This window comes from Salinibacterium sp. SWN139 (assembly GCF_015864625.1).
In the GTDB taxonomy this organism is placed as follows: domain Bacteria; phylum Actinomycetota; class Actinomycetes; order Actinomycetales; family Microbacteriaceae; genus Rhodoglobus.
The window spans coordinates 980,125-999,328 of sequence record NZ_JADYWV010000002.1 but is presented as its reverse complement, the minus strand read 5'-3'; the positions used below and the strand labels follow the sequence as shown (position 1 = coordinate 999,328).

Sequence of the window (19,204 nt, the reverse complement as noted above, 5' to 3'; positions counted from 1 at the left end):
GGTCACGGGGGTGGTGAAGTTGTAGGTGGTGCCGTTGGAGGTCCAGCCGGTGAAGGTGTAGCCGTCGCGGGTGGGGTCTGTCGGTGCGGTGATCGTGCTGCCGTCGGGGATTGCCTCAGCGGGGGTGCTGGTGCCGCCGTCGGCGTCGAAGGTGACGAGGTAATTGAACCCAATGATGATGTTTCCGCCGTTGCCGATGAGGGAAGTGGCCGCAGAGTAGCCGACACCGGCCGGCGTTACCGTGTTGACGATCGGGGACGCTGATGAGCCGCCACCGTCGAGTGCGGCACCAGCATTCGGGGTGCCCCGAACGTCTAGAGTGCCCGGCGCGCCAGCGTCGTAGCCGCCGCCAATTCCGGCTCCGCCGTCTTGCCCGCCGGTCGCGGTGATGGAGCCGCCCGTAATGGTGGTGGTGCCGCCGGTTCCGTTGTTGCCGCCGCCGATGCCTGCGCCGCCTGCGCTGCCGGTTGCGGTGGTGGTGCCGCTTTTGATGGTGGTGGTGCCGCCGGTTCCGTTGTTGCCGCCGCCGATGCCTGCGCCGCCGGCGCCGCCGGTTGCGAGGATTGTGCCGCTGTTAACGATGACGGAGCCGCCATCGTTGCCATCGTTGCCGCCGATGCCTGCACCGTGCAGACCTCCGGTTACGGTGAGCGTTCCGCCGCCGGAGGAAACGATGGTGAGCGTGGAGGTGCTAGGAACCTCAATCGCCGCCAGAGAGTCAGGGACGTTACTGTTGATGGTGAGGTCAAACCCGTTGAGGTCAAGCGTGATCGATTCGCCAGGTTTGACCGTTATTGACCTGCCTGCCGGAGCAACGACATCGGCAACGAGGAGCACAGTGCCGCCATCGGACGCGTAAGCGAACGCATCTGGCATGCCGCCCCAAGCGTAGACGGCGTACGTTGCGGCGTTCGCTGGCAGTGCGCCGGCGAAAGTCAAGGCAAGCGCAACGGCGACAGCGGTAATGCTGGGCAAGATTTTGGGGCGAGGAATCACGATAGTTCTCCGGTTGGTCGGGTGGCGGAGCTGCAGGAGGGGTAATCCCAAGTACAAAGGGCTGACGCTAGCAGAAGCAGTCGTAGCACCGGGCCGTTCGGGCGGAGATCGCCCTTCTGGGCGCCCACTTCGGAGGTTAGCTGCGCACGTGGGCTTGCGCCGTCAGCCCTTCCCTCGAGCAGCGGGGAGCGCTCCCGACGACTCAGAACTCTGCGGCGGCTCGCCCCTGTTCGAGTCCTAGACTGGTCGGGGCCTGCGCCGCCGCAGTCCTCCCCGACGAGAAGGATGCTTGTGTTCCCCACCACGTTCCCGGCCCCGATCATTCCTACCGCCGACTCCGTACCCGCTCTGCGTTGGGGCATCATGGCTCCCGGTGGAATCGCCGCGACGTTCGCAGAAGCCGTGCAAGCGCACACTGAGCAAAAGCTCGTTGCCGCGGCATCCCGCAGTCTCGACCGCGCGCAAGACTTTGCGAACACGTGGGGGATCGAGAAAGCCTACGGCGACTACGCCGAGTTGCTGGCCGACCCTGACGTCGACGTGATCTATATCGCGGCGCAACAGCACGTGCACCGCGATCTCGCACTGCAGTCGATCGCCGCCGGCAAGCACATCCTGGTCGAGAAGCCGTTCGCCATGACCGGGGCCGAGGCTCGCGAGATAGTCGCAGCCGCCCGCGCCGCCGGGGTGTTCGCGATGGAAGCGATGTGGACTCGCTACCTTCCCCAAACCTCGATTATCAGTCAGCTCATTGCCGACGGCACCTTCGGCGAGATCCAGCTCGTCACCGCCGACCACGGCCAGTTCATCCCTGAGGGTCACCGCGTGCGCTCACTCGAGAGCGGGGGAGGAGCCCTGCTCGACCTCGGCATTTATCCGATCGCTTTCGCATCGCAGATTGTGGGGGCGCCCACCGCCATCCATAACGTCGGTTCTCTCACCGAGAGCGGGGTGGATGCTCAATCCCTCCTTACGCTCAGCTACGCGGGCGCGGCTCAGGCCCAGCTCAACACCACGCTGCTCGCGCGCACTCCCATCACGGCATCCGTCGCCGGCACTGACGCCTTGCTGCAAGTGGGTAATGGCTTCTTCACACCCACCTCGCTCACGCTCTCGAAGCCGGGCTTCGACGGCGAATCCATTCACTGGAAAGACGAGACGGGCATCGTCGGCCACCAGGGCCTCAGCTATCAGGCCACGGCGCTCGCCGGGTTTGTGGCGCAGGGGCTCACCGAGTCGCCGGTGCACACGCTCGACGAAACCGTCGCCATCCTCGACACGATCGATTCGGCTCGCTGGCAACTCGGATACCGCTTCGGCTCCGAACGGTAAAGCGATGGGCGCGGCCGACGCTGCGCCCGCTAACCATGTATCGCAGACTGCGAATACGCTACTAGAACTCGATGTCTACGCTTGTAGCCCGTCGAGCAGTGACCCCACGCGATCGGAGATCTCATGACCGCAGAATCGACCATCCCCGCAGAGCCCGAGGTTCCGGACCGTCCGACCGCCACACGCATGCTCGCACCGTGGGTATTCTGGCCGGCCGCTGGCCTCATTATCTCGATCACCGCGTTCTCGATCATCGCACCAGACCTCGCGAACGCAGTATTCAACACCCTGCAGTCGAGCGTCATTAACTCGTTCAGCTGGTACTACGTGCTGATCGCAGCATTCTTTGTTGCCTTCGCGCTCTACCTAGGATTCAGCCGCTACGGCGACATCAAACTGGGCAAGGATGACGACGAGCCTGAGTTCTCGATGATCGCCTGGATCTCCTTCCTGTTTGCCGCGGGCATGGGCATCGGGCTCGTCTTCTACGGCGTCGCCGAACCGCTTAGCCACTTCGCGAACCCGCGTCCTGGCGTTTCGGGCACGGAGATTCAGCTCGCTCAGCAGGCGATGAGTCAAACGTTCTTGCACTGGGGTGTGCATGCCTGGGCTATTTACGTGGTGGTCGGCCTCGCCCTCGCGTACGCCATCCATCGTCGCGGGCGCCCCATCTCGATCCGCTGGACTCTGGAGCCGCTGCTCGGCAAGCGCGTTCGGGGTGGCTGGGGCAACCTCATCGACGTCATCGCTCTGGTCGGCACCGTATTCGGTGTGGCGACGTCTCTCGGTCTCGGTGTTCTTCAGATTTCTGCCGGTCTCGAGAAGACCGGCATTGCCGAGTCGAACCTGACGACGCAGATCGCCGTCATCGTGGTGATTGTCGCGTTCACGATTCTGTCGCTGGTGTCGGGTATCGGCCGAGGCATGAAATGGCTCTCGACCACGAACCTTCTGCTGGCGGCTGTGCTGCTGGTGTTCCTTCTGATCGTCGGGCCGACGGCATTCCTGTTCCGCGAGTTCGTGCAGTCGATGGGCAACTACCTTCAGGGCTTCATCGGGCTCAGTTTCAATGTCAGCGCCTACGAGGGCCAGGCTGGCGAACAGTGGCAGGCCGGCTGGACCACCTTCTACTGGGGTTGGTGGATGTCGTGGGCTCCGTTCGTCGGCGTTTTCATTGCCCGTGTGTCCAAGGGCCGCACCGTGCGCGAGTTCGTGGGCGGCGTCATGCTCGTTCCCACCGTGCTCACGTTCCTCTGGTTCAGTGTTCTTGGCGGCAACGCGATCTACCGTGAGCTCTACGGTCAGGGCGGGCTCGTTGCTGCCGACGGATCGGTGGATGCCGATTCCGCTCTCTTCGATCTGCTTGCCGGTCTCCCGGCAGGCACCGCTCTCACGTTCGGAGCCATCCTGCTGATCGGAATCTTCTTCGTCACCTCAGCCGATTCCGGTGCCCTCGTGATGTCGATGATCGCCACCGGTGGCTCCGCTGAACCGCTCAAGCGCATCCGTGTGTTCTTTGCTCTGCTCGCATCGTTCTTGGCGATCGCTTTGCTGGTAACCGGTGGGCTGCAAACGCTGCAAACGGCCGCAATCCTGTCAGCGCTCCCGTTCAGCGTGGTGATGCTGATGATCTGTGCGGCGACAGTGACAGCGTTCAGTCGTGAGCGGCGCGCGTATGACCGAGCGCAGCGTGCCCAGTTCGTCGACCAAATCGGCACCTTCTACGGTCTTGAGGTCGAAGAGCCGCTGTTGCGCGATACGGTTCACCCGCTTCGTGCTGCCCTCGATCGCCTCCGCAAGAAGGCCGCGCAGTCGGGCGGCGGAATCTCGCAGGTCACCGAAGATGCCATTCTTTCCGACACCGGTTTGCCATCGCCAGACAACATTGCTCAGGCCGATGCGATCGTCGAAGACGAGGTGGAGACCCTGCAGGCGTTCCAGGCCGAGGCGCAGGCCAAGCGCAAGAAGAATAAGTCGACAGAGTAGGTGGCAGCAGGCGGCCGAGGATCGTTCGCGCCGCTTGCAGCCCCGTTGTGGAAAATCTTTACGCACATTTGTGTTTCGCTCAATGATTACAGAGTGAAATCATCTCAATTGCTACTGAAGAGCGGGCTTTCCCGAGGTACCCGAGCGCTCACATCAGAGCGAGGAGACGTACCGGGCTGGGTGCTGATTACTCTCATGACCGCAGGTCTACCAGTCCTAACGTCATAGGGGTATTTAGGCTGACGGCTTAGATTTCTTGACCGTCTTTTCGGTGGCAGTCTTCTTCTTCTTGACCTTCGTCTTCGGAAAGAGGTACTGAGCGATGATGTAAACGATTCCGAGTACCTCGACTACCGTCGACGAGATCCAGAACATCATCACCTGCGGGTTAAAGTCACCTTTGGCGTGCCACGCGTACCAGCCGACGAGGACGAAGTTGCCGACGACCACCACCCAAGAGAGCCAGGCGGCGAGATTGAAGAACTTGGGGCGCATCTCATTCTGCTGATGCAATCGGTTGATCTCGGCACCTTGCATGGTGTTCTGAAACCGTTTCAACCGCAGCAATCGGTTGTAACGAGCAGCGGGGTCACTCGAGGCGGCCAAGGAACGCAGAGTTGTCGATAGACGGACATCTTCGGAACGAAGCTTCTCAATGCTTGCGGACTCTAAATCGTCCGCGGGTGAATCGTCAGCTTCGCTCAAAATCCCAGCCGCTCCTTGCGCTTCTCAATTGCGAGCGGCGAAACTCCAAAGTGAGAAGCGGCTAGATAGACAGAGTCTGAGGCTGTCAGTTGTTCGCGAAACTCATCCTCAGGCATAAGCAGATTACCCGCAAACTCATCGGCATAAAGTTCGTGGAGGTCATATTTTTGAGTGCGGCGCTCAACGAACGAGAATTCTTCATCGCCGCTGTCTTTGCGCTCAATGTAGTGCCCTAGCTCATGCGCACAGGTGAACATCTGTCGACCATAGTTTTCGGTTTCGTCGATGACGATGACTACCTCGCCGGGCTCAGCGAGAATCGCGCCGGACACGCCAGCGACGAGCGGGGTGAACTGAACTTCGATGTCGTGCGCCTCCGCGATCGCCACTGGATCGATCGGGAACGACCCATCCCAGTACTCTTCGAGAGTTCTGACCGCCGCTTGTTTAGCGGCCTCTTTGACTAGCATCCTTCACCCCAGACAGGTTATCCACAGCGTTACGAACAGGTTATCCACCGGCAGTCTAATTCGTTTTAAGGAAGAATACGGGATGCGGATGACATAAGCGCGCCACTCGACAGCGGGTTGTGTCGGTCTGCCAGCCTTATTTTCATACGGATAACGGAGACCCACCTGACTAGCCCTCCGCACTGGTCTCGTCAGCCCGGTTTTTGAGTTCCTGCTGGAGTTGTGCGTTCTCTTCCATAAGCTTCGACAGCGTACCGTTCGTCTGCTTCTGAATCGTCTCGACCTTCTCGTTCTGCTTGCCCAGCATGTAGAAGGTCACGGCACCGGTCGAGGCCACGGCCATGATCGTGCCGACGAATTGGATTACGTCGTCCTTCGCATCTGGCGCGAAGATGACTGTCGTGATGACTCCCACCACCGCCACCATGCCAAGGCCGAAGTATCCGAGTGTGATTGCTGTCTTATTCATATCCCTGTTTCTCATTCCATTGGCTCCCACTGCCCCCCGGAGCCAAAGCTCACTGACACCGGCACCCACTCACCGTTGATGCCGACGTAGACCTCGCAGTCCTTCCACACGCCGTCCACGCCGTACTTCGCGCCAGACAGCACGAGCGTGTTCACAGCGCTGCTGGTCACGCCCCACGTTCCCGCCGCGTCCGTGACGGCGTTCTGAGCGCCCACGCGGAAGTAATACTTGCGTCCCGGCAGTAGCCCGGTGATCGTCTTCGAGGTCGTGCCCGAAGACACCTCGATCTTGGAAGCGCCGGTGAACGACGAAGAGGTCGAGTACTGGATGACGTAGCCGTTGACCGAGGAGCCACCGTCGTCAGAGGGTGCGTCGTAATCGACCGTCGCTTGACCCGCCACCGACGACACGACCGTCAGGTTGCGCGGTGCGGAGGGTGCCTCGATGTAACGAAGCGCACCGCCCAGCGTGCCGCTCCAGCCGAAGCCGTTGCCGTTGAAGACACCGTTCGCGCCGGAGGTGGAGGAGCGTCCGAAGTAGATGCGTCCTGAATTGTGGATTGCGTAGAACCACGTCGAGCCGCCGTTCACGAGAACGTTGGAGATCGACTTGTACCCGGTGAACGCCACCGGTGGACTGTCGCTCGCCACGTTGAAGTACGACGTGCCGCTGGAGCCAAGCTGGAGCTTGATGCTCATAGTCCCGAAGTAGCCACCGACGTAAGCGCCGACGTGCGTCACGAGACACGCGGTTGAACCGTTCGCCATTTTGCGGCCAGACGGAAGCGACAGCGAAGAGCGAACCCATGTCCCCTCACCGTTGTTCGCTGAACCGACGTTGCCGCCGAAGCCTACGTCAGTCATTACGCGCTGTACTTGAAGAGGAGCGCACCGTTGACCACTGCTGGCGTAGTGCTGCTGATGATGATTTTCGAGGCGTTGAGCTTGAGCGCGTCGGCGGCGATTCGAGCGTCCTGCTCAGCGGCCACGAGGTCGCGGGAGTAGTTGATCTCGTCGTAGCCGACCTTCACGTCGTCGGTGAGGGGAACAACGTCCCAGCCCTTCGCTCCTGCTGCGTCTCCGTTTGCCATGATCTGTCCTAACTAGGGGTCTCGTACTCAGACCAGTCTTGGCCGAGTGGTACTTCGTTCCATGCGTAGCCCTCCGGCTGGAGGAGCCACGCGGTTGAGGGGGTGTCGAGGAGGCCGCGCGAAGCGATTCGCATTTCGTCGGAGTCGCCGTCGATGCTCCACTTCCACGTCACCGAGGACACGACACCGACTTGAATCGGTGTCCCAGGCATCGTCATCACGAGTGCCATGCCCGGTGTCGCGTCGAGGTCAGCCAGCGCTTCGATGTCGAGGACTCGACCGCGCCCAGAGTAGAGCGAGAGGATGCTCTGTGCGGCACCGGCACCGGGGAACGGACGCTCGATGACGCGCTTGAGGAGTTTCGTTCCACCGGCGCTCGCTGCATCGTAGGCAACCTGCGGAAGCCCTTCGGCATCCGTCCAGCGGTACTCGATGACGACCGCGTCGAACCATGCCTCCTGCTGGCGCGAGATCGTGTCCCGGCCAGAGGTGGCGTTCGTGCCAGCGGCCACGTTGATCTGTCCCGGCACCGAGTAGGCGAGTGGGTCAACGAGTCGCCACTCGCGGTTCTCGTCGCAGAAGAGGCGAAGGCCACCGGCCTGAACAATCGGCGCGACGTAGTCCCAGTCGAGGGTGCCCGGTGTCTGGATGAAGATGTCCGAGTTCGGCAAGTTCGTTCGCGTCGAGGTGGAGTGGTGTGCTGTGTCTGTCCACTCGAACGTGTCCAGTCCAGAGTCGAGGGTGTCACCGTGGAAGAACATGTCATTGTTGCCCATCACCTGATCGCGCTCGATTACGGTCAGCGCGGTTACGTCGAGCGTTGTGCCCGAGGGGTCAGCGCTGCTCAAGAGCGACAGCGAGTAAGGGGACTCGCCAGACTCAGTAGTCGATGAGATAACACATTCAGTCCACTCGCCGGCCACCATGTCGACTGCCTTTGTGGTGACGTGTACGCCGTTCTTGTCGGTGAGTCTGATGGTGCGTTCGCCACGTCGGCTACTACGTGCCATGAAACGGTACTCGTAGCTCTCGTCGAGGTTGCCGGGGATGCCGTCAAGTTCGTTCATGTAGATCGCATACAAACCGGATGATGTGTTCCTTGTTCCTCGGCAGACCGCTAGACCCTCGAACTCGGCAGTCATGATCGTGCGGTCCAGAGTCGAATGGACACGCCAGTTGTCATCTGCACGAGGTTCAGGTGATCTGGCGTAGTTCTTAATTGGGGCGAGCGTCGCTGGGTTCGCCTCTAGCGTCGCGTCGAGCGCTCCCGGTTCCAGCGCGAAGGAGTGCTTTGTCAGTGTTGCGTCGACGGCAGCCTTGACGGAGAGGCCAAAGATACGAGTCTCCGCCGTGGTGGTGTTTCCCGCGTCGATGAGTAGTGCTTCGTCGCTGACCAGCCGAAGGGTGAGTTCAGCTGATTCGTGGTCGATTGTTCGCTCGTGGAGGATGAGGTCGAAGGTGCGTGTCTGCGGGTCGCGGACAGGCCGAATCCACTCTTGCGTGGCGGTGACGAGAACACGAAGAGCGTTGCGCGGGTCAATCAGTTCGAGAGCCACTGACTCTGGCAATACGCAAGTCAGTTCGGCTTGAATATACGGCGCACGCGTCTCGTCCAGCGTGATGTCAGCGGACTTAACCTCGAATTCGAAACCGCTTTCACCCGTCACCTTTGCGGTGAACTCGCTCTTGTTGATCTGCATCACGCCACCTCTTGAAAGTCGAACTCGACAAGCCAGAGCGAACGGCTGTCGTCTTCCAGCTCCACGGTAAGTTCGCCGTCGAGAATGAAGTCCATCGTCAACGTCGCATTGTCGCTGTCCTCGAACTGGATGACCTGCCCGGTCGCCAGCACGGCCTCGAACGACTGTGCTTCTGCGAGGGTGCGGAACAACGCCGTGAGGGTGCCAGTGCGAACGCCAGCATCACGAAGCGTCACGGCAGGAGCGTTCGCGCCGAGGACGTTATGAATGACGTTGCGAGACTCACGAGAGGACTTGAACCCATCGACGACGACCGGCGTGACCGTAGCCTCGGCGGTGCTGAATGTGGAGGCCATTAGAAGAGTTCCCGTCCGTACTGATCGACGGTCTTCACCTTGACGGTGACTGACCTCTGGTTGAGCTTGTTCTGGATGCTGTTGACGGTGCCGTTCACGTCAGGGTCTTTCATGATGATTTCGGGAGCGTTGAGCTTCGCGCCGTCGAACCCTTGCTGGCCGGTCTTGACGTACTCGCCAGAGTTGTCGCGTCCTGCCTCAGACCAGATCGCCGAGAGTTGAGCTTGCTGCGCCGGGGATGCGTCCTTGTAGCCCTGCACCATGGTGGCTGCTGCCTCAGCGCCCTCCTCGTTCAAGAACTTCTTCGCGTCGTCCGAGAGGCCAGAGTTCGCGAGGTCGTCCTGATAGTTCTTGAGTGCTTCCGACTTGGCTTCCATGGCTGCGATATACGCGGCCACGTCGAACAAGCCACTCTCTTCGTTGATGAAGTCCGTGACCGCCCCGGCTGCGTCGTCGTAGGCCGAGTCGATGGACTTGATGAGGCCAACCTTGACCTCGTACTCAGTCGCGCCAGCAGACAGCGCCAGAAGCTCTGCATCCTGAGCGGCCTCGATTGCGGCCCTCTGCTCTTTGAGGAGGTCGAGCTGGCCTTTGAGTTGGTTCTCGTACTTGATGCCGCCGCTTACCAGACCGTCGTAGGCGGAGCCGCCTTGAGCTACAGACTCCTCGAAGCGTTCTTGCTCTTTCTCTTGGAGGTCTTCGGTCTTACGAATGAGGTCGTCGAGCGCACCGCCACCTTCGAGGTACGCCTTAGTAACGTCGTCGAGTGGGCTGGAGAGCCGCTCAGCGATCTTCTGCATCTCTTTGAGGTTGTCTGCCCCGTCCTCGGTCGAAGTCGCGAGGTCGTTGAAGCTGTCGGCAACGGCTTCGGAGGAGCGCTTGCCCACGGTGCCGAAGTCGAGCATGTCGTCGGTGAGGTCAGATACGCGCTCTTGGAACTCCTCTGACCCCTCCCTGGCCTCGTCCATCTTCGACATGATGAGGCCGATGCCGAGTGCGCCAGCGGCACCAGCGGCAGCGCCGACAGGGCCAAGGCTGGACACGATGCCACCGAGGGTTCCTTGGATGCCGTCAGCGAACGACTCAGCCGAACCGTCGAACGACGAGAAGGTCTCAGCGGCGTTCATCTTGGCCTCGTTGCCGAGTTCCTTGAGGTCAGCCTTGGCCTTCGTTGTGCCGCTCTCGGAGGAGTTCTTCATGTCGGCGTAGGACTTCTTGAAGTCACGCTCGATGTTGTCGGCGGTTTCAGAAACCTCTTGCTTGAGTTCCTTGGAAGCCTTCTGTGCGGCCTCGAAGCCGTCCTCTAGCTTGTCGGTGCCCTTGTTCTTGCCGAGGTCGTCGAGTGCGTCAATCGCATCCTCAATGGGTTCGATGACTCCAGACTCGACACCCTGCTTGAACGCTTTGGTCTCGGAGCCGATACCAATTTCAATGCCCTTAGTCATTAGCGGACTCCGCCCTTCTCAAGTGCTTCGTGGATTGTTCTGACGGTGGTCTGCACCCAGAGGGATGCCAGACGGGGAATGGAGTCACGCGCGGCGGGATACACGACATATCCACCACGGCGCGGGAGCGGGAACTGCTTGCCCTGCTTGCGGGTGTACGGCTTGCCAGCCTTAGTGCGCGAGTGGATGACCTTGTTCGGATTCCCACCGAACTCGGTTCCTGTTGCGAGGAGCGACTTCGGTACGCCGTTCGAGGTCTTGCCGACAGCGGCAGACTTGAGCAGCACGTTCGAGTCACTGACCGCTACGCGAGCCGTGTCCGAGAGGATGCTGACCTGCTGGCGGGATGCCGTGCGGCCTCGCACCTCTTCGCCCCAGATGGGGAAGGCGGCGGCTTTGGTCTGCTTACGAACCTCAGCCGCCACCTCCTTCGGAATCTGACGGACGGCGCTCAAAAGAGTCTGCAAGTCTTTCGACAGCAGAATCGAGATACGTCCGTTGGATGCCATTTCTACTCAGCGGGAACGAGAGTCGGCTTGCCCTGCACCCCGAGGGTCACGGTGGCAACGGCAGTCGTGTCGACTGCTCCACCGATTGCGCCTGGAGTGATGACGATCTCGACGCTGAACGAAGGCCCGATGCCGCTCTGCGGCTTGAGAACCGCGTCGACGACTGTGCCTTCGTTCTCAAGGAGGTACTGCGAGAGCGAGCCAGCAGTCACCCAGTCCTGCGCGTAGGTCAGTCCGAGAGTCCAAGTCGCGGCGGTTACGTCGGTGAAGACGGAGCCAGACTTGAGTCCCTTGAAGATGACCGACGAGGACGAGGGGGTGAGTACTGCCGAACTGACAGCAGCGGCGAAGTCGTCATCCTCGATTTCGAGAACCACGTCCTTCATCACGATGGGGACTACTGCGATTGTTGCCATGAGCTATTTCTCCTTTCGAGAGAAGGTTGTGATTTCAACGTCCCAGCCCAAGTAGGTCTCGTCCGTGAAGACCTTCTTCGCGAGTTTGATAATGAGACCGGGGATGGAGTCGAGAGCGGTGACGAGTTCCAAGACGGAGTCGTCGAGTGCGTTCTCCGCACGAACCTGATCGGTGTGCGGGTCGATGATGGTGATGGTCAACTCGTGCTGGAGGTGTCCGATGGGAGCCTCCGGGAACTTCGACATCTGGAGGTGCTTGATGACGACCGTGACCTTAGAGAGTGTTTCCACGCCGACCTGATTCGGAACGATCTTCCAAGTCGAAGGCAAGAGCGGAGTGATCGCATCTGCGAGTTGTTCGCGGATTGACTTATCGGACACGAGGCACCGCCTTGCGAGGACGGAGAATCTGCTTGATCATCCAGTCGAGGGGATGGGGACGGAACACGAAGCCCTCGTCCCCTACTCCACCGGCTGAGTCAACACGTCCCGCGTTCCAGAGGTTCTTGACCTGCTGGAGTTGGGCGTACCGGTAAGCCGTTGGGATGATCAGCGCGTCCTCTTCGTCGACCTCGGTGAGTGCGGGGGCATAGGCGACAACGGCCTCCTGAGCTACAACAAGCAAGTCTTCGAGAAGAGTGTCGCTTTCAGGTGCGTCGAGCCAGTCCTCGCGGACTGTTTCTGGCGTGTGCCAAGTCATTGCCTATGCCCCGTTCTCTCAGGAACCGCTTGTGTAAGCAGTGACCAACTGGAGTGCCTTCGTCGCGTTGACGAGGTTGGCGTAGTAGCCGAACAGCGCCGGGTCGATTGCGCCGTGGTGAGGGTCGATGCCCTCAACGCGAATCGGGACACCGGGAAGCTCGAACGTGGTCATGGCCTCCTTGGCACCGACGAGAACCTTGCCGGTTCCGACTGCGCCGGGGATGATGCGGAAGCCAGCGGTGCTGCCCTCTTCGAGCCCGAGCGAAGCGCTGAGGTAACCCAGCACCGACTCGTTCGGAGTGAGGACGATGTCGCGCCAGAGTTCAGGCGAAACGACCGCGAACGACGGAGTGTTCTCAGAAGCGATAACGGCAAGAGCGCCGTCAACGATTGCCGAGAGGCCAGTCGCAATGCCCGAACCGGCAACCAACGAGGTCATCGTGGTCGCGCCGGTGAGTGCAGCGGCGAGAGCCTTCGCGTCCGTCTGGCGGCTGTAGCTGTCGGTCATGTGGTCGAAGTACGACGCAATGATCGACGTGTCGCCGAAGTCAGCGAAACGACGGTCGAGCTTGTGGCCACCGGCGATACGCAGTGCGTCGACCGTGACCTCTTCGGTGTCGATCGCGTTCGAGGGAATCTCGGCAGTGTTGCCGGTGTAGTCGCCCACGACGGGTTCCTTGCCCTCAACGAAGCGCCAGCCGCGAGCCTTCATGCTCGTCAGTGCGCTCTGGTTGAACAGCGTGGTGTACTTGCGCTGGTAGGCGCGACGCTTCCAGAGTTCACCGAGAACCTGCGGAACCTGAACGTCTGCACCGATGGTGACGGTCGACGGGCCGGAGTGCTGGATGGGGCTGATTGCGAAGAGGTCGCCGGTCTCGCGGCCAATCTTCTGGAGAGTGTCAACGCTGTCGCGAGGAGCGATCAGTGCCGAGAAGAGCGAGTTCACGCTCATGGGAGTGGAATCGGCCGGAGCGGTAAGCCCGTCCGGTACTGCTGCTGCTTCTGCTGATGCAGTCATAGCTTCTTCTTCCTTCTGGATTGGAGAGTCCTCAGACGGGATGCCTTCGGTTTTGGGGGAGTGTTCGGCCAGTGCGGCCTTCACTGCTGCATCGATGCGCTCTTCGAGGCCGTCGTCGAGGTCTTCGCGATTGGAGAAGAGAGCGGCTGACGCGAACGCGCCCTGGGGGACGAACGCGGCACCGGTTAGCGCGGCCTTGACGGCGTTGGCACCGTCCCGCACGAGACCCTTGATCTCGGCGCTGAGGCGTGGTCGCTTGGACTCGTCTTCGTCAGCGGCTTCGAGGAGGAGGTTGTCGCCGTCCTCGGTCTTAGCAACGGCGAAGTGCGCCACGATGCCAGCGTCGGTCTCCTCCACCTTGACGAACCGAGCCACCGGCGCGAACTGCGAATGCAGCCGGTTGGCGTTGAGTGCGGACACGTCGGAGGGAATCTCGACCGTGCCCTTCGCGAACATCACCGGTTCGGTTTCTGAAACCGACGGAGCGGAGAGTTCGTTGTAGGGGAGCAAGAGGCCACGGAGAGTCCGTGCGCCGATGTCTGCGAATAGTGCGTTGGTCATGATCAGTCCTTTAGGGGGGAAGTGACGGCGGCTTGCTCCCGCGTGACCAATGCCGTCTTGTCGAATCGGATGACACTGCCAGCGCCCGATACGTCGTCGAGTGAGAAGCGAGCCTCAATCGGCGCGAGAAGGTACTGGAGGGAGTAGTCGATGAAGTCGTTGCGGTTCCCCTCCGAGGTGGAGTAGGTCAGTGATGCCTCCGACTGCGAGCCGTCCAGCACGGATGCCGGGACTCCAGTGAGGCGAGCAATGTCGAGGACAACCGCGTTGCGAGACTCTTCGAGGTGGGACTCGCCGCTCTTGTCGCCGTGAGTGCGAACCTCGATGCGCTTGTCAGTGAAGCCCGTCGCGCCGGTGGCGCTGGAACGTGCGATGTTCCACGACTCCACGAGTTCGTCGATCTCCTCGTCTTCCATCTCGTCGTCGGTCAACTGATGAAGCTCGACCATGGGGATGGGAGCCTGAGCGCGAGAGACCCACGCACGTTCAACAGCGCGAGCGCCCTTAATCGTTGCAGCGCCAGCGGCGAGGATGCCGCCGTCGCCAGAGCCGGGAATGAGGACGACCGAGTTGGCGGGGACGAAGCGCCCATCGACGCTGATCTGCCCCTTGCTGTTGGTTGACCAGCGCTCGAAGGGGACGCGGACGGAGTCGATGATCTGACCGGCCTTGTCGCGCTCAACGGCGAGGAGTGACCAGTCGTAGAAGAGGAGGTCGTCAACGATGCCAGCGGCACGGTGCCAAGGGCTGATGCCGGAACTGGAGTTGCGAAGCCAAGGCCGCTCGACCTCCACGCCGTCCTTGTATTCCCGAAGCGGGAGGGAGGCAATGGTGGAGATCAGAAGGGTTCGCGCCTTCTTGAGCGCGGGAATCTGGAGAGCCGAGAGCCGGGAAACCTCGCCAAGTTCGCCCGTGAAGTACTCAGCGAAGACGACCTTGGCGAGGGAGGAGGTTTGGTTGGGAGACTCAAGAGACAACGCAACCGGCGTAGCCAAGGAGGTCAGAGTGATGGGACTTCTAAAGATGTCCAACAGTCCCAATGAAGACCTCCTGATCGTGGCTTTGTATTAGCCATTGTATCAGGCGAGAGGGTCTTTGTGTTGCTCTTTGTATCACTAAGTTCGGATGACCGGCTTGCGTCTTTGCGCCTTCGGCTTCTGCTGGTCATAGACAAGGAGCGCGAGGGATGCGGCTTCGAGTCCAGTGATGTCATCCTCAGCCTCACCACGACCGAGCGCCCAGCCGTTGATGCCAGCCTTGCGCTTCACCGCGAGGAGCGCCGCGTTGTCGAGTTCCGGCTGGCGGAAGTGCGTCACGTTGTCGCGGTCGATCTCGTCAATGAGCAGAGCCGCCGCTTTCTTGATGTCGGCGAACGCCAGCGGGTGCAGCTTCGGTCGAGGCTTCGAGCGGTGCAGCTTCTCCTGAATGAGGGAGGCCACCTGCTGACCGGAGTCAAACGTGACCTCCTCGCCGTACTTACGCGCGAACCTCGCCGCTGCTGTAGACATCCACTCGATGCCGGTCTTGTGTTCGAGCTGGAGGAGGACGGCCTTGCCGGAGTCGTCCCGCCACGCGGCGAGGATGGAGCCACAGCGCTGGTCAGGGTGCGGGGCATACGCGAGTCCGAACCGCCCAGGCGGAGACGGCAGGGCGGCACCGGAGCCGCCGTTCGTCCACTTCGTCAGGTCGACGATTCCGCTCTTCGAGCCGACAGTCCCGAACACTCCAAGGTACTCACGTGCGAACTGACCAACGGAGAGCGTCGAGGCGTTGTCCTCAATCTTGTCCAGCGTCGTCAGGCCGCTATGAACGCCGGGGTGCATGGCCTCGACCAGTTCGCGCACACACGCTTCGGGGTGTTCGTCCGAGGGTTCCCATCCCGCGAGTTGTTCGTCGGTGACGCTGTCGGCAACGGTGAAGCTCAGCTTGCCGGAGCGCGGGTCGTGCAGCATGTCCCAGAGGATGTTCCCCTCGCGGAAGTCGGCGGCTGTACCGGCCACCACGAACTGTCCGTTCGGTCGAGTGTCGAACGCTGGCAGTACTGAGGAGACGATGTCGTCGCCCATCTCGTCCGAAGCCTCACCGCCCTCGTCGACCAGAAGCGTGTCGTAAGCGCCAGAGCGGAACGCATCACCGTCAGGAGACAGCACCGACATCACCGAACCGTTCGGGAACTCCACGCGCTCCGTACCGTTGCCCTTGTAGAGCTTCACCGGTCGAGTGTCAGGGTCAGGCCAGCGGCGGGTGATTGGCCCGTACACGTCGACCCGATAGCGCTCTGCCGTCTTCTTCTGCGTCGTCGCGAGGGTGAAGCCAGCGAGGTGCAGGTCGTCGAGTGCGCACCGTCCGAGGAGGATGCAGAAGAGCGTCGTGGTCTTGGAAGATCGACGCGGCATGAGGACGGCGTTCTTGAACTTGCCAGCGCCGAGTATGTCGACCACGCGGAGCATCTGAGGCTTGAGGCTGCCGAGCAGTCCGCCCACCTTGACCGTTGCGTCGAGGAGGTATGCGCCCATTAGGAACTCAGCGCGAGACTGCGCCGTGGTGACCATGTCGGTCTCGACCAGCGCGGCAAGCCCTTCGTCCCGAAACTTCACCCACTCTGCCTCACCGAGGAGTGGATGGTCGCGCACCTCCTCTGGCAGTTTGTCCAGAATGTCTTTGCTGAGGCCACCCTTACCTTTGGGGAGAGAGGCTGCTTTGAGAGCCTTGGCGGGGATAGCGGCGTCGTCTTTCAAAAAACTCACCACGACGGCAACCTCTTCGCGCCCCTCGATGACTGATTGGTTGCCAGCGCTCCGGCTCGTCCGCCTGATGACCTGTTCTCTTTGCGGTGTTGTGGGCCGAGGTTGTCGATGCTGTTGCTTCCACCTCGGTGTGCATCGCGCCGATGTCCAACGTCGAACAGTTGGTCTGCTGTGATGGGCCAGCCACAGCCGATGCACTGCACCTGATCGCCCCGCTTGAGCCGAGCCACAACCATGCGCCGAACCGTCCGAGAGTTCTTGAAGTACTCAGGTGTTCTGTGTGATTCGGTCATGCCCTTATTGTATCAACCTTTGTAGCAAGCATTGATGCGATCTTCCGCTAAGTTTGTACTGTGGAATCACCAGCTTCTTTCATTATGGCGGTCATCGCGCTCGCTTTCTCTGGCCTCTCTGTAATCGCTTCCTTCGTTGCGCTGCGTCATTATCCGAGGCCCTTCATTGTGTTGAGGGCGCACCCTCAAATTGATCGAGGCGGCAAGCCTCGATCAACCTTCGATCTTCTACTAATCAACATGGGCAAAGCGTCGGCGCACGAGGTCAATGTGACCTTGAAGCCTTTTGGTCTTCGCCGGAGGGAGGCCCTTGGTTTGTTTTACGAACTTGAGGCGTCCGGCCATGAAGAGTTCAAGTTAAGTCGAGTGTCTGGAAGCTCGTACCCGGCTCGTGGCACGTTCTTTCCAGCTGGTGAGTTCGAGGATTTGATATGGGTGATCCTGGTGACGTGGCGCGAAGCTCCCGCAATGTCGAGAATCAGAAGAAGGACATTCACCGTCAGTCAGCAGTCGGGCAGGTTGAGTGCTGTGAGGACCGTCTTTTCTCTAAAGCACCGATTCCGGTTTTTCTTCGACTGGCTGATATGGCCGGTCGGTGCGCTCAAACGGTAAGCCGATCGTCACTGTCTGAGGGGCCGGAATGTCTTTATCCCGACCCCTATCACGGCGTTCATTTTCGGAGGTCGCCAATCGCAAAAGTAGCTCTACGAGTACCTCTACTCACCCTGCGCGCGTTGGTAACCACCCTCCGATGCCAGTAGACATAAGGGGTGGGGTTACCAATTCGCGGGTGCCTACCAATTGGTAACCTTGGCAACCTTGGTAACCTCAGCGGTCTCGGCGGTACTCGGTCGGCCCTCCGCTTGTCGACGGCCATGCGGTCACCAGCGTCGAGTCTTTTAGGTGGTTTCGTACGGTGTTGGCGGACGCTCCCGATGCTGCTACAAGCGCCTTGACGGTGACCATCGCCCCTACTGTGAGGTTTCCGGAAACCCACCGGTCGGATACTGACATCGGTGTCGCGCTCACATAATCGAGGTATGCGCCCTCGCTGTTGGCTAGCACGGCGAGGCCGTGAAGCGTCTTGTTCGACTCGTCCTTCTGCTTACCGGCGTGAGCTTCGGCGGTGGAGATCGCTAGCCACTCGTCGAACGGCATACCGGGCACCACGCGGTTCTTGTCCTTGAACATGGTGATGACCGTGTCGACGTTGGAGGACAGCACAGAGGAGCCACGAAGGCGCGGCGCGGTCGTGTTCTCACTCTCGGCGTTCGGATGCGCGAGGACGAGGACGGCGGCATCTGGAGCGGTGCGCTTGATACGGTTCAGCACTTCGGCGTTCTCCGCTGCGTCGATCTCGTTCACCACGCCGCTCAGCGAGGAGTAGGTGTCGAACACGACCAGCGAGGGGTCGAGGCGGTCGATCTCCTTCTGCATGTCGGCGAGGCTTTCGTCGTTGTTGATCTTGCCGCCCTTGTAGACCGCCACTTGATCGCGGAGGTCGTTCGGGTTCACCGAGTTCGCCAACGCCCACGACTTGAGGCGCTTTATGAAGCCACGGCTACCTTCACCGAGGACGAAGAGAACCTTGCCCTTCGTGGTCGGCTGGTCGAGGAATGGCAAGCCCAGGGCCACGCTGAAACCAAGTGCGAACGAGAACATCGACTTGCCGAGGTTGCGCTTCGCGACGAGGAAGCAGGTCTCGCCCATCGGAATCCAACCGGGCACGAGCCAGTTCATTGCGCCCACGTCTTCGAGGTCTTCCCACGAGAGCAATCCGCCGAGGCCGTCGTAGTTCTTGGCGGCAACGCGGCGGCGAGCTTCTTGGTCGATCTCTAGCTGATGGACGCGGTTCGCGATTGCGTTCTCGGTGCGCTTGGTCTGTTCCATTTCGGCCACTGTCATGTCGAGCGCCTTCGCTTCGGCCTCAACCACGGCTTCGGCTTGAGCTATGACGGTCTCGATCTCTTTGGTCTCCTCTGGGGTCTCGTTCCATGCGTCGCGGGTCTCGAACTCCATTCGTGCCACCATGACGCGGTTGTTGTGAGCCACGGCGTTGCGTTCGGCTGCGCGTTCGTCGGCGGTGCCGTACTTCTCAATTCTGTCTGCGCGGCGCTGCTCGCCGAGTTCTTGCGGGGTCAATTCCCGGTTGGTGCCCTCGGCTGCGATTGCTGCGTCGAGTGCGGCCATGTAGTCGTCGTCGTTCATGCTGCGACCCTTCTTTCCACTTCGGCGAGAATCTGTGCTTCGGTCTTGCCGTAGCCCCACGGCTTCGGACGTGCCGCCTCGTAGGCGGCGATCTGCTCGTCGGTCATCATGTGGATGGTGAAGAGGCCGAACGCCACACGCGCGGCGTGTACCTTGTCGCTCATTACAGACCCGCAATCGTGAGGACGATGCCAATGAGGG

Annotated in this window: 21 protein-coding genes; 3 read left to right on the top strand and 18 right to left on the bottom strand. The window is 60.9% G+C overall.

Features of this window, described 5'->3' with window-relative positions; genetic code table 11:
- The coding region (locus I6E74_RS09990; protein ID WP_197125174.1) for an InlB B-repeat-containing protein at positions 1-996 on the bottom strand (996 nt) is incomplete at its 3' end.
- 285 nt (positions 997-1,281) lie between these two features.
- On the opposite strand from I6E74_RS09990, the gene I6E74_RS09985 reads away from it, so the two are divergent.
- Both I6E74_RS09985 and I6E74_RS09980 read left to right on the top strand, forming a co-directional pair.
- The gene (locus I6E74_RS09985) at positions 1,282-2,328 is read left to right on the top strand and encodes a Gfo/Idh/MocA family protein (protein WP_197125172.1); all 1,047 of its coding nucleotides are present in this window, start codon (positions 1,282-1,284) and stop codon (positions 2,326-2,328) included.
- 123 nt (positions 2,329-2,451) lie between these two features.
- Complete coding sequence (locus tag I6E74_RS09980; RefSeq protein WP_197125170.1) at positions 2,452-4,314, top strand: BCCT family transporter; 1,863 nt, start codon at positions 2,452-2,454, stop codon at positions 4,312-4,314.
- 234 nt (positions 4,315-4,548) lie between these two features.
- On the opposite strand, the gene I6E74_RS09975 is transcribed toward I6E74_RS09980, so the two are convergent.
- From I6E74_RS09975 to I6E74_RS09905, 15 genes are all read right to left on the bottom strand, one after another.
- Complete coding sequence (locus I6E74_RS09975) at positions 4,549-5,019, bottom strand: hypothetical protein (protein ID WP_197125168.1); 471 nt, start codon at positions 5,017-5,019, stop codon at positions 4,549-4,551.
- Positions 5,016-5,489, bottom strand: a complete 474-nt coding sequence (locus I6E74_RS09970) for an ImmA/IrrE family metallo-endopeptidase (protein ID WP_197125166.1) — start codon at positions 5,487-5,489, stop codon at positions 5,016-5,018. Before I6E74_RS09970 ends, I6E74_RS09975 begins: the two co-directional genes overlap by 4 nt.
- 169 nt (positions 5,490-5,658) lie before the next feature.
- Positions 5,659-5,958: a hypothetical protein gene (locus I6E74_RS09965; RefSeq protein ID WP_197125164.1), complete on the bottom strand. Its 300-nt coding sequence runs from the start codon at positions 5,956-5,958 to the stop codon at positions 5,659-5,661.
- A gap of 11 nt (positions 5,959-5,969) precedes the next feature.
- The gene (locus I6E74_RS09960) at positions 5,970-6,821 is read right to left on the bottom strand and encodes a fibronectin type III domain-containing protein (protein ID WP_197125162.1); all 852 of its coding nucleotides are present in this window, start codon (positions 6,819-6,821) and stop codon (positions 5,970-5,972) included.
- A complete protein-coding gene (locus tag I6E74_RS09955) occupies positions 6,821-7,048 on the bottom strand; it encodes a hypothetical protein (RefSeq protein WP_197125160.1) in 228 nt (75 codons plus the stop codon). Before I6E74_RS09955 ends, I6E74_RS09960 begins: the two co-directional genes overlap by 1 nt.
- 8 nt (positions 7,049-7,056) lie before the next feature.
- Entirely contained in the window at positions 7,057-8,748 is a 1,692-nt protein-coding gene (locus I6E74_RS09950) for a hypothetical protein (protein WP_197125158.1), read from the bottom strand.
- Positions 8,748-9,104 (bottom strand): hypothetical protein, encoded by a 357-nt coding sequence (locus I6E74_RS09945; RefSeq protein ID WP_197125156.1) that lies wholly within the window; start codon positions 9,102-9,104, stop codon positions 8,748-8,750. Before I6E74_RS09945 ends, I6E74_RS09950 begins: the two co-directional genes overlap by 1 nt.
- Positions 9,104-10,549: a hypothetical protein gene (locus I6E74_RS09940; protein WP_197125154.1), complete on the bottom strand. Its 1,446-nt coding sequence runs from the start codon at positions 10,547-10,549 to the stop codon at positions 9,104-9,106. Before I6E74_RS09940 ends, I6E74_RS09945 begins: the two co-directional genes overlap by 1 nt.
- On the bottom strand, positions 10,549-11,058 hold the full coding sequence (locus I6E74_RS09935; RefSeq protein WP_197125152.1) for a hypothetical protein: 510 nt from the start codon (positions 11,056-11,058) through the stop codon (positions 10,549-10,551). Before I6E74_RS09935 ends, I6E74_RS09940 begins: the two co-directional genes overlap by 1 nt.
- A 2-nt stretch (positions 11,059-11,060) precedes the next feature.
- Positions 11,061-11,474 (bottom strand): hypothetical protein, encoded by a 414-nt coding sequence (locus I6E74_RS09930; protein ID WP_197125150.1) that lies wholly within the window; start codon positions 11,472-11,474, stop codon positions 11,061-11,063.
- A gap of 3 nt (positions 11,475-11,477) precedes the next feature.
- Positions 11,478-11,855, bottom strand: a complete 378-nt coding sequence (locus tag I6E74_RS09925) for a hypothetical protein (protein WP_197125148.1) — start codon at positions 11,853-11,855, stop codon at positions 11,478-11,480.
- Positions 11,845-12,174 carry a hypothetical protein gene (locus I6E74_RS09920; RefSeq protein ID WP_197125146.1) on the bottom strand — a complete coding sequence of 110 codons (330 nt, stop codon included), beginning with the start codon at positions 12,172-12,174 and terminating at the stop codon, positions 11,845-11,847. Before I6E74_RS09920 ends, I6E74_RS09925 begins: the two co-directional genes overlap by 11 nt.
- Before the next feature lie 18 nt (positions 12,175-12,192).
- Complete coding sequence (locus tag I6E74_RS09915; protein ID WP_197125143.1) at positions 12,193-13,755, bottom strand: hypothetical protein; 1,563 nt, start codon at positions 13,753-13,755, stop codon at positions 12,193-12,195.
- 2 nt (positions 13,756-13,757) lie between these two features.
- Positions 13,758-14,750: a phage portal protein gene (locus I6E74_RS09910; protein WP_197125142.1), complete on the bottom strand. Its 993-nt coding sequence runs from the start codon at positions 14,748-14,750 to the stop codon at positions 13,758-13,760.
- 120 nt (positions 14,751-14,870) lie between these two features.
- Complete coding sequence (locus tag I6E74_RS09905; protein WP_197125140.1) at positions 14,871-16,505, bottom strand: hypothetical protein; 1,635 nt, start codon at positions 16,503-16,505, stop codon at positions 14,871-14,873.
- A 350-nt stretch (positions 16,506-16,855) separates the two neighbouring features.
- Here I6E74_RS09905 and I6E74_RS09900 point away from each other — a divergent pair, with 350 nt between their 5' ends.
- Positions 16,856-17,407 (top strand): hypothetical protein, encoded by a 552-nt coding sequence (locus I6E74_RS09900; protein ID WP_197125138.1) that lies wholly within the window; start codon positions 16,856-16,858, stop codon positions 17,405-17,407.
- A 216-nt stretch (positions 17,408-17,623) separates the two neighbouring features.
- On the opposite strand, the gene I6E74_RS09895 is transcribed toward I6E74_RS09900, so the two are convergent.
- On the bottom strand, positions 17,624-19,003 hold the full coding sequence (locus I6E74_RS09895; RefSeq protein ID WP_197125136.1) for an AAA family ATPase: 1,380 nt from the start codon (positions 19,001-19,003) through the stop codon (positions 17,624-17,626).
- Positions 19,000-19,167, bottom strand: coding sequence for a hypothetical protein (locus tag I6E74_RS09890; protein ID WP_197125134.1), 168 nt, complete (start codon positions 19,165-19,167; stop codon positions 19,000-19,002). Before I6E74_RS09890 ends, I6E74_RS09895 begins: the two co-directional genes overlap by 4 nt.
- Positions 19,168-19,204: the final 37 nt, after the last annotated feature.

What these genes read in the sequence shown, in the direction of transcription:
- I6E74_RS09970 (WP_197125166.1), bottom strand. Translation starts at nt 5,489, where the DNA reads ATGCTAGTCAAAGAGGCCGCTAAACAAGCGGCGGTCAGAACTCTCGAA.
- I6E74_RS09945 (WP_197125156.1), bottom strand. Translation starts at nt 9,104, where the DNA reads ATGGCCTCCACATTCAGCACCGCCGAGGCTACGGTCACGCCGGTCGTC.
- I6E74_RS09890 (WP_197125134.1), bottom strand. Translation starts at nt 19,167, where the DNA reads ATGAGCGACAAGGTACACGCCGCGCGTGTGGCGTTCGGCCTCTTCACC.
- I6E74_RS09985 (WP_197125172.1), top strand. Translation starts at nt 1,282, where the DNA reads ATGCTTGTGTTCCCCACCACGTTCCCGGCCCCGATCATTCCTACCGCC.
- I6E74_RS09950 (WP_197125158.1), bottom strand. Translation starts at nt 8,748, where the DNA reads ATGCAGATCAACAAGAGCGAGTTCACCGCAAAGGTGACGGGTGAAAGC.
- I6E74_RS09895 (WP_197125136.1), bottom strand. Translation starts at nt 19,003, where the DNA reads ATGAACGACGACGACTACATGGCCGCACTCGACGCAGCAATCGCAGCC.
- I6E74_RS09930 (WP_197125150.1), bottom strand. Translation starts at nt 11,474, where the DNA reads ATGGCAACAATCGCAGTAGTCCCCATCGTGATGAAGGACGTGGTTCTC.
- I6E74_RS09935 (WP_197125152.1), bottom strand. Translation starts at nt 11,058, where the DNA reads ATGGCATCCAACGGACGTATCTCGATTCTGCTGTCGAAAGACTTGCAG.
- I6E74_RS09920 (WP_197125146.1), bottom strand. Translation starts at nt 12,174, where the DNA reads ATGACTTGGCACACGCCAGAAACAGTCCGCGAGGACTGGCTCGACGCA.
- I6E74_RS09980 (WP_197125170.1), top strand. Translation starts at nt 2,452, where the DNA reads ATGACCGCAGAATCGACCATCCCCGCAGAGCCCGAGGTTCCGGACCGT.
- I6E74_RS09960 (WP_197125162.1), bottom strand. Translation starts at nt 6,821, where the DNA reads ATGACTGACGTAGGCTTCGGCGGCAACGTCGGTTCAGCGAACAACGGT.
- I6E74_RS09955 (WP_197125160.1), bottom strand. Translation starts at nt 7,048, where the DNA reads ATGGCAAACGGAGACGCAGCAGGAGCGAAGGGCTGGGACGTTGTTCCC.
- I6E74_RS09940 (WP_197125154.1), bottom strand. Translation starts at nt 10,549, where the DNA reads ATGACTAAGGGCATTGAAATTGGTATCGGCTCCGAGACCAAAGCGTTC.
- I6E74_RS09915 (WP_197125143.1), bottom strand. Translation starts at nt 13,755, where the DNA reads ATGACCAACGCACTATTCGCAGACATCGGCGCACGGACTCTCCGTGGC.
- I6E74_RS09965 (WP_197125164.1), bottom strand. Translation starts at nt 5,958, where the DNA reads ATGAATAAGACAGCAATCACACTCGGATACTTCGGCCTTGGCATGGTG.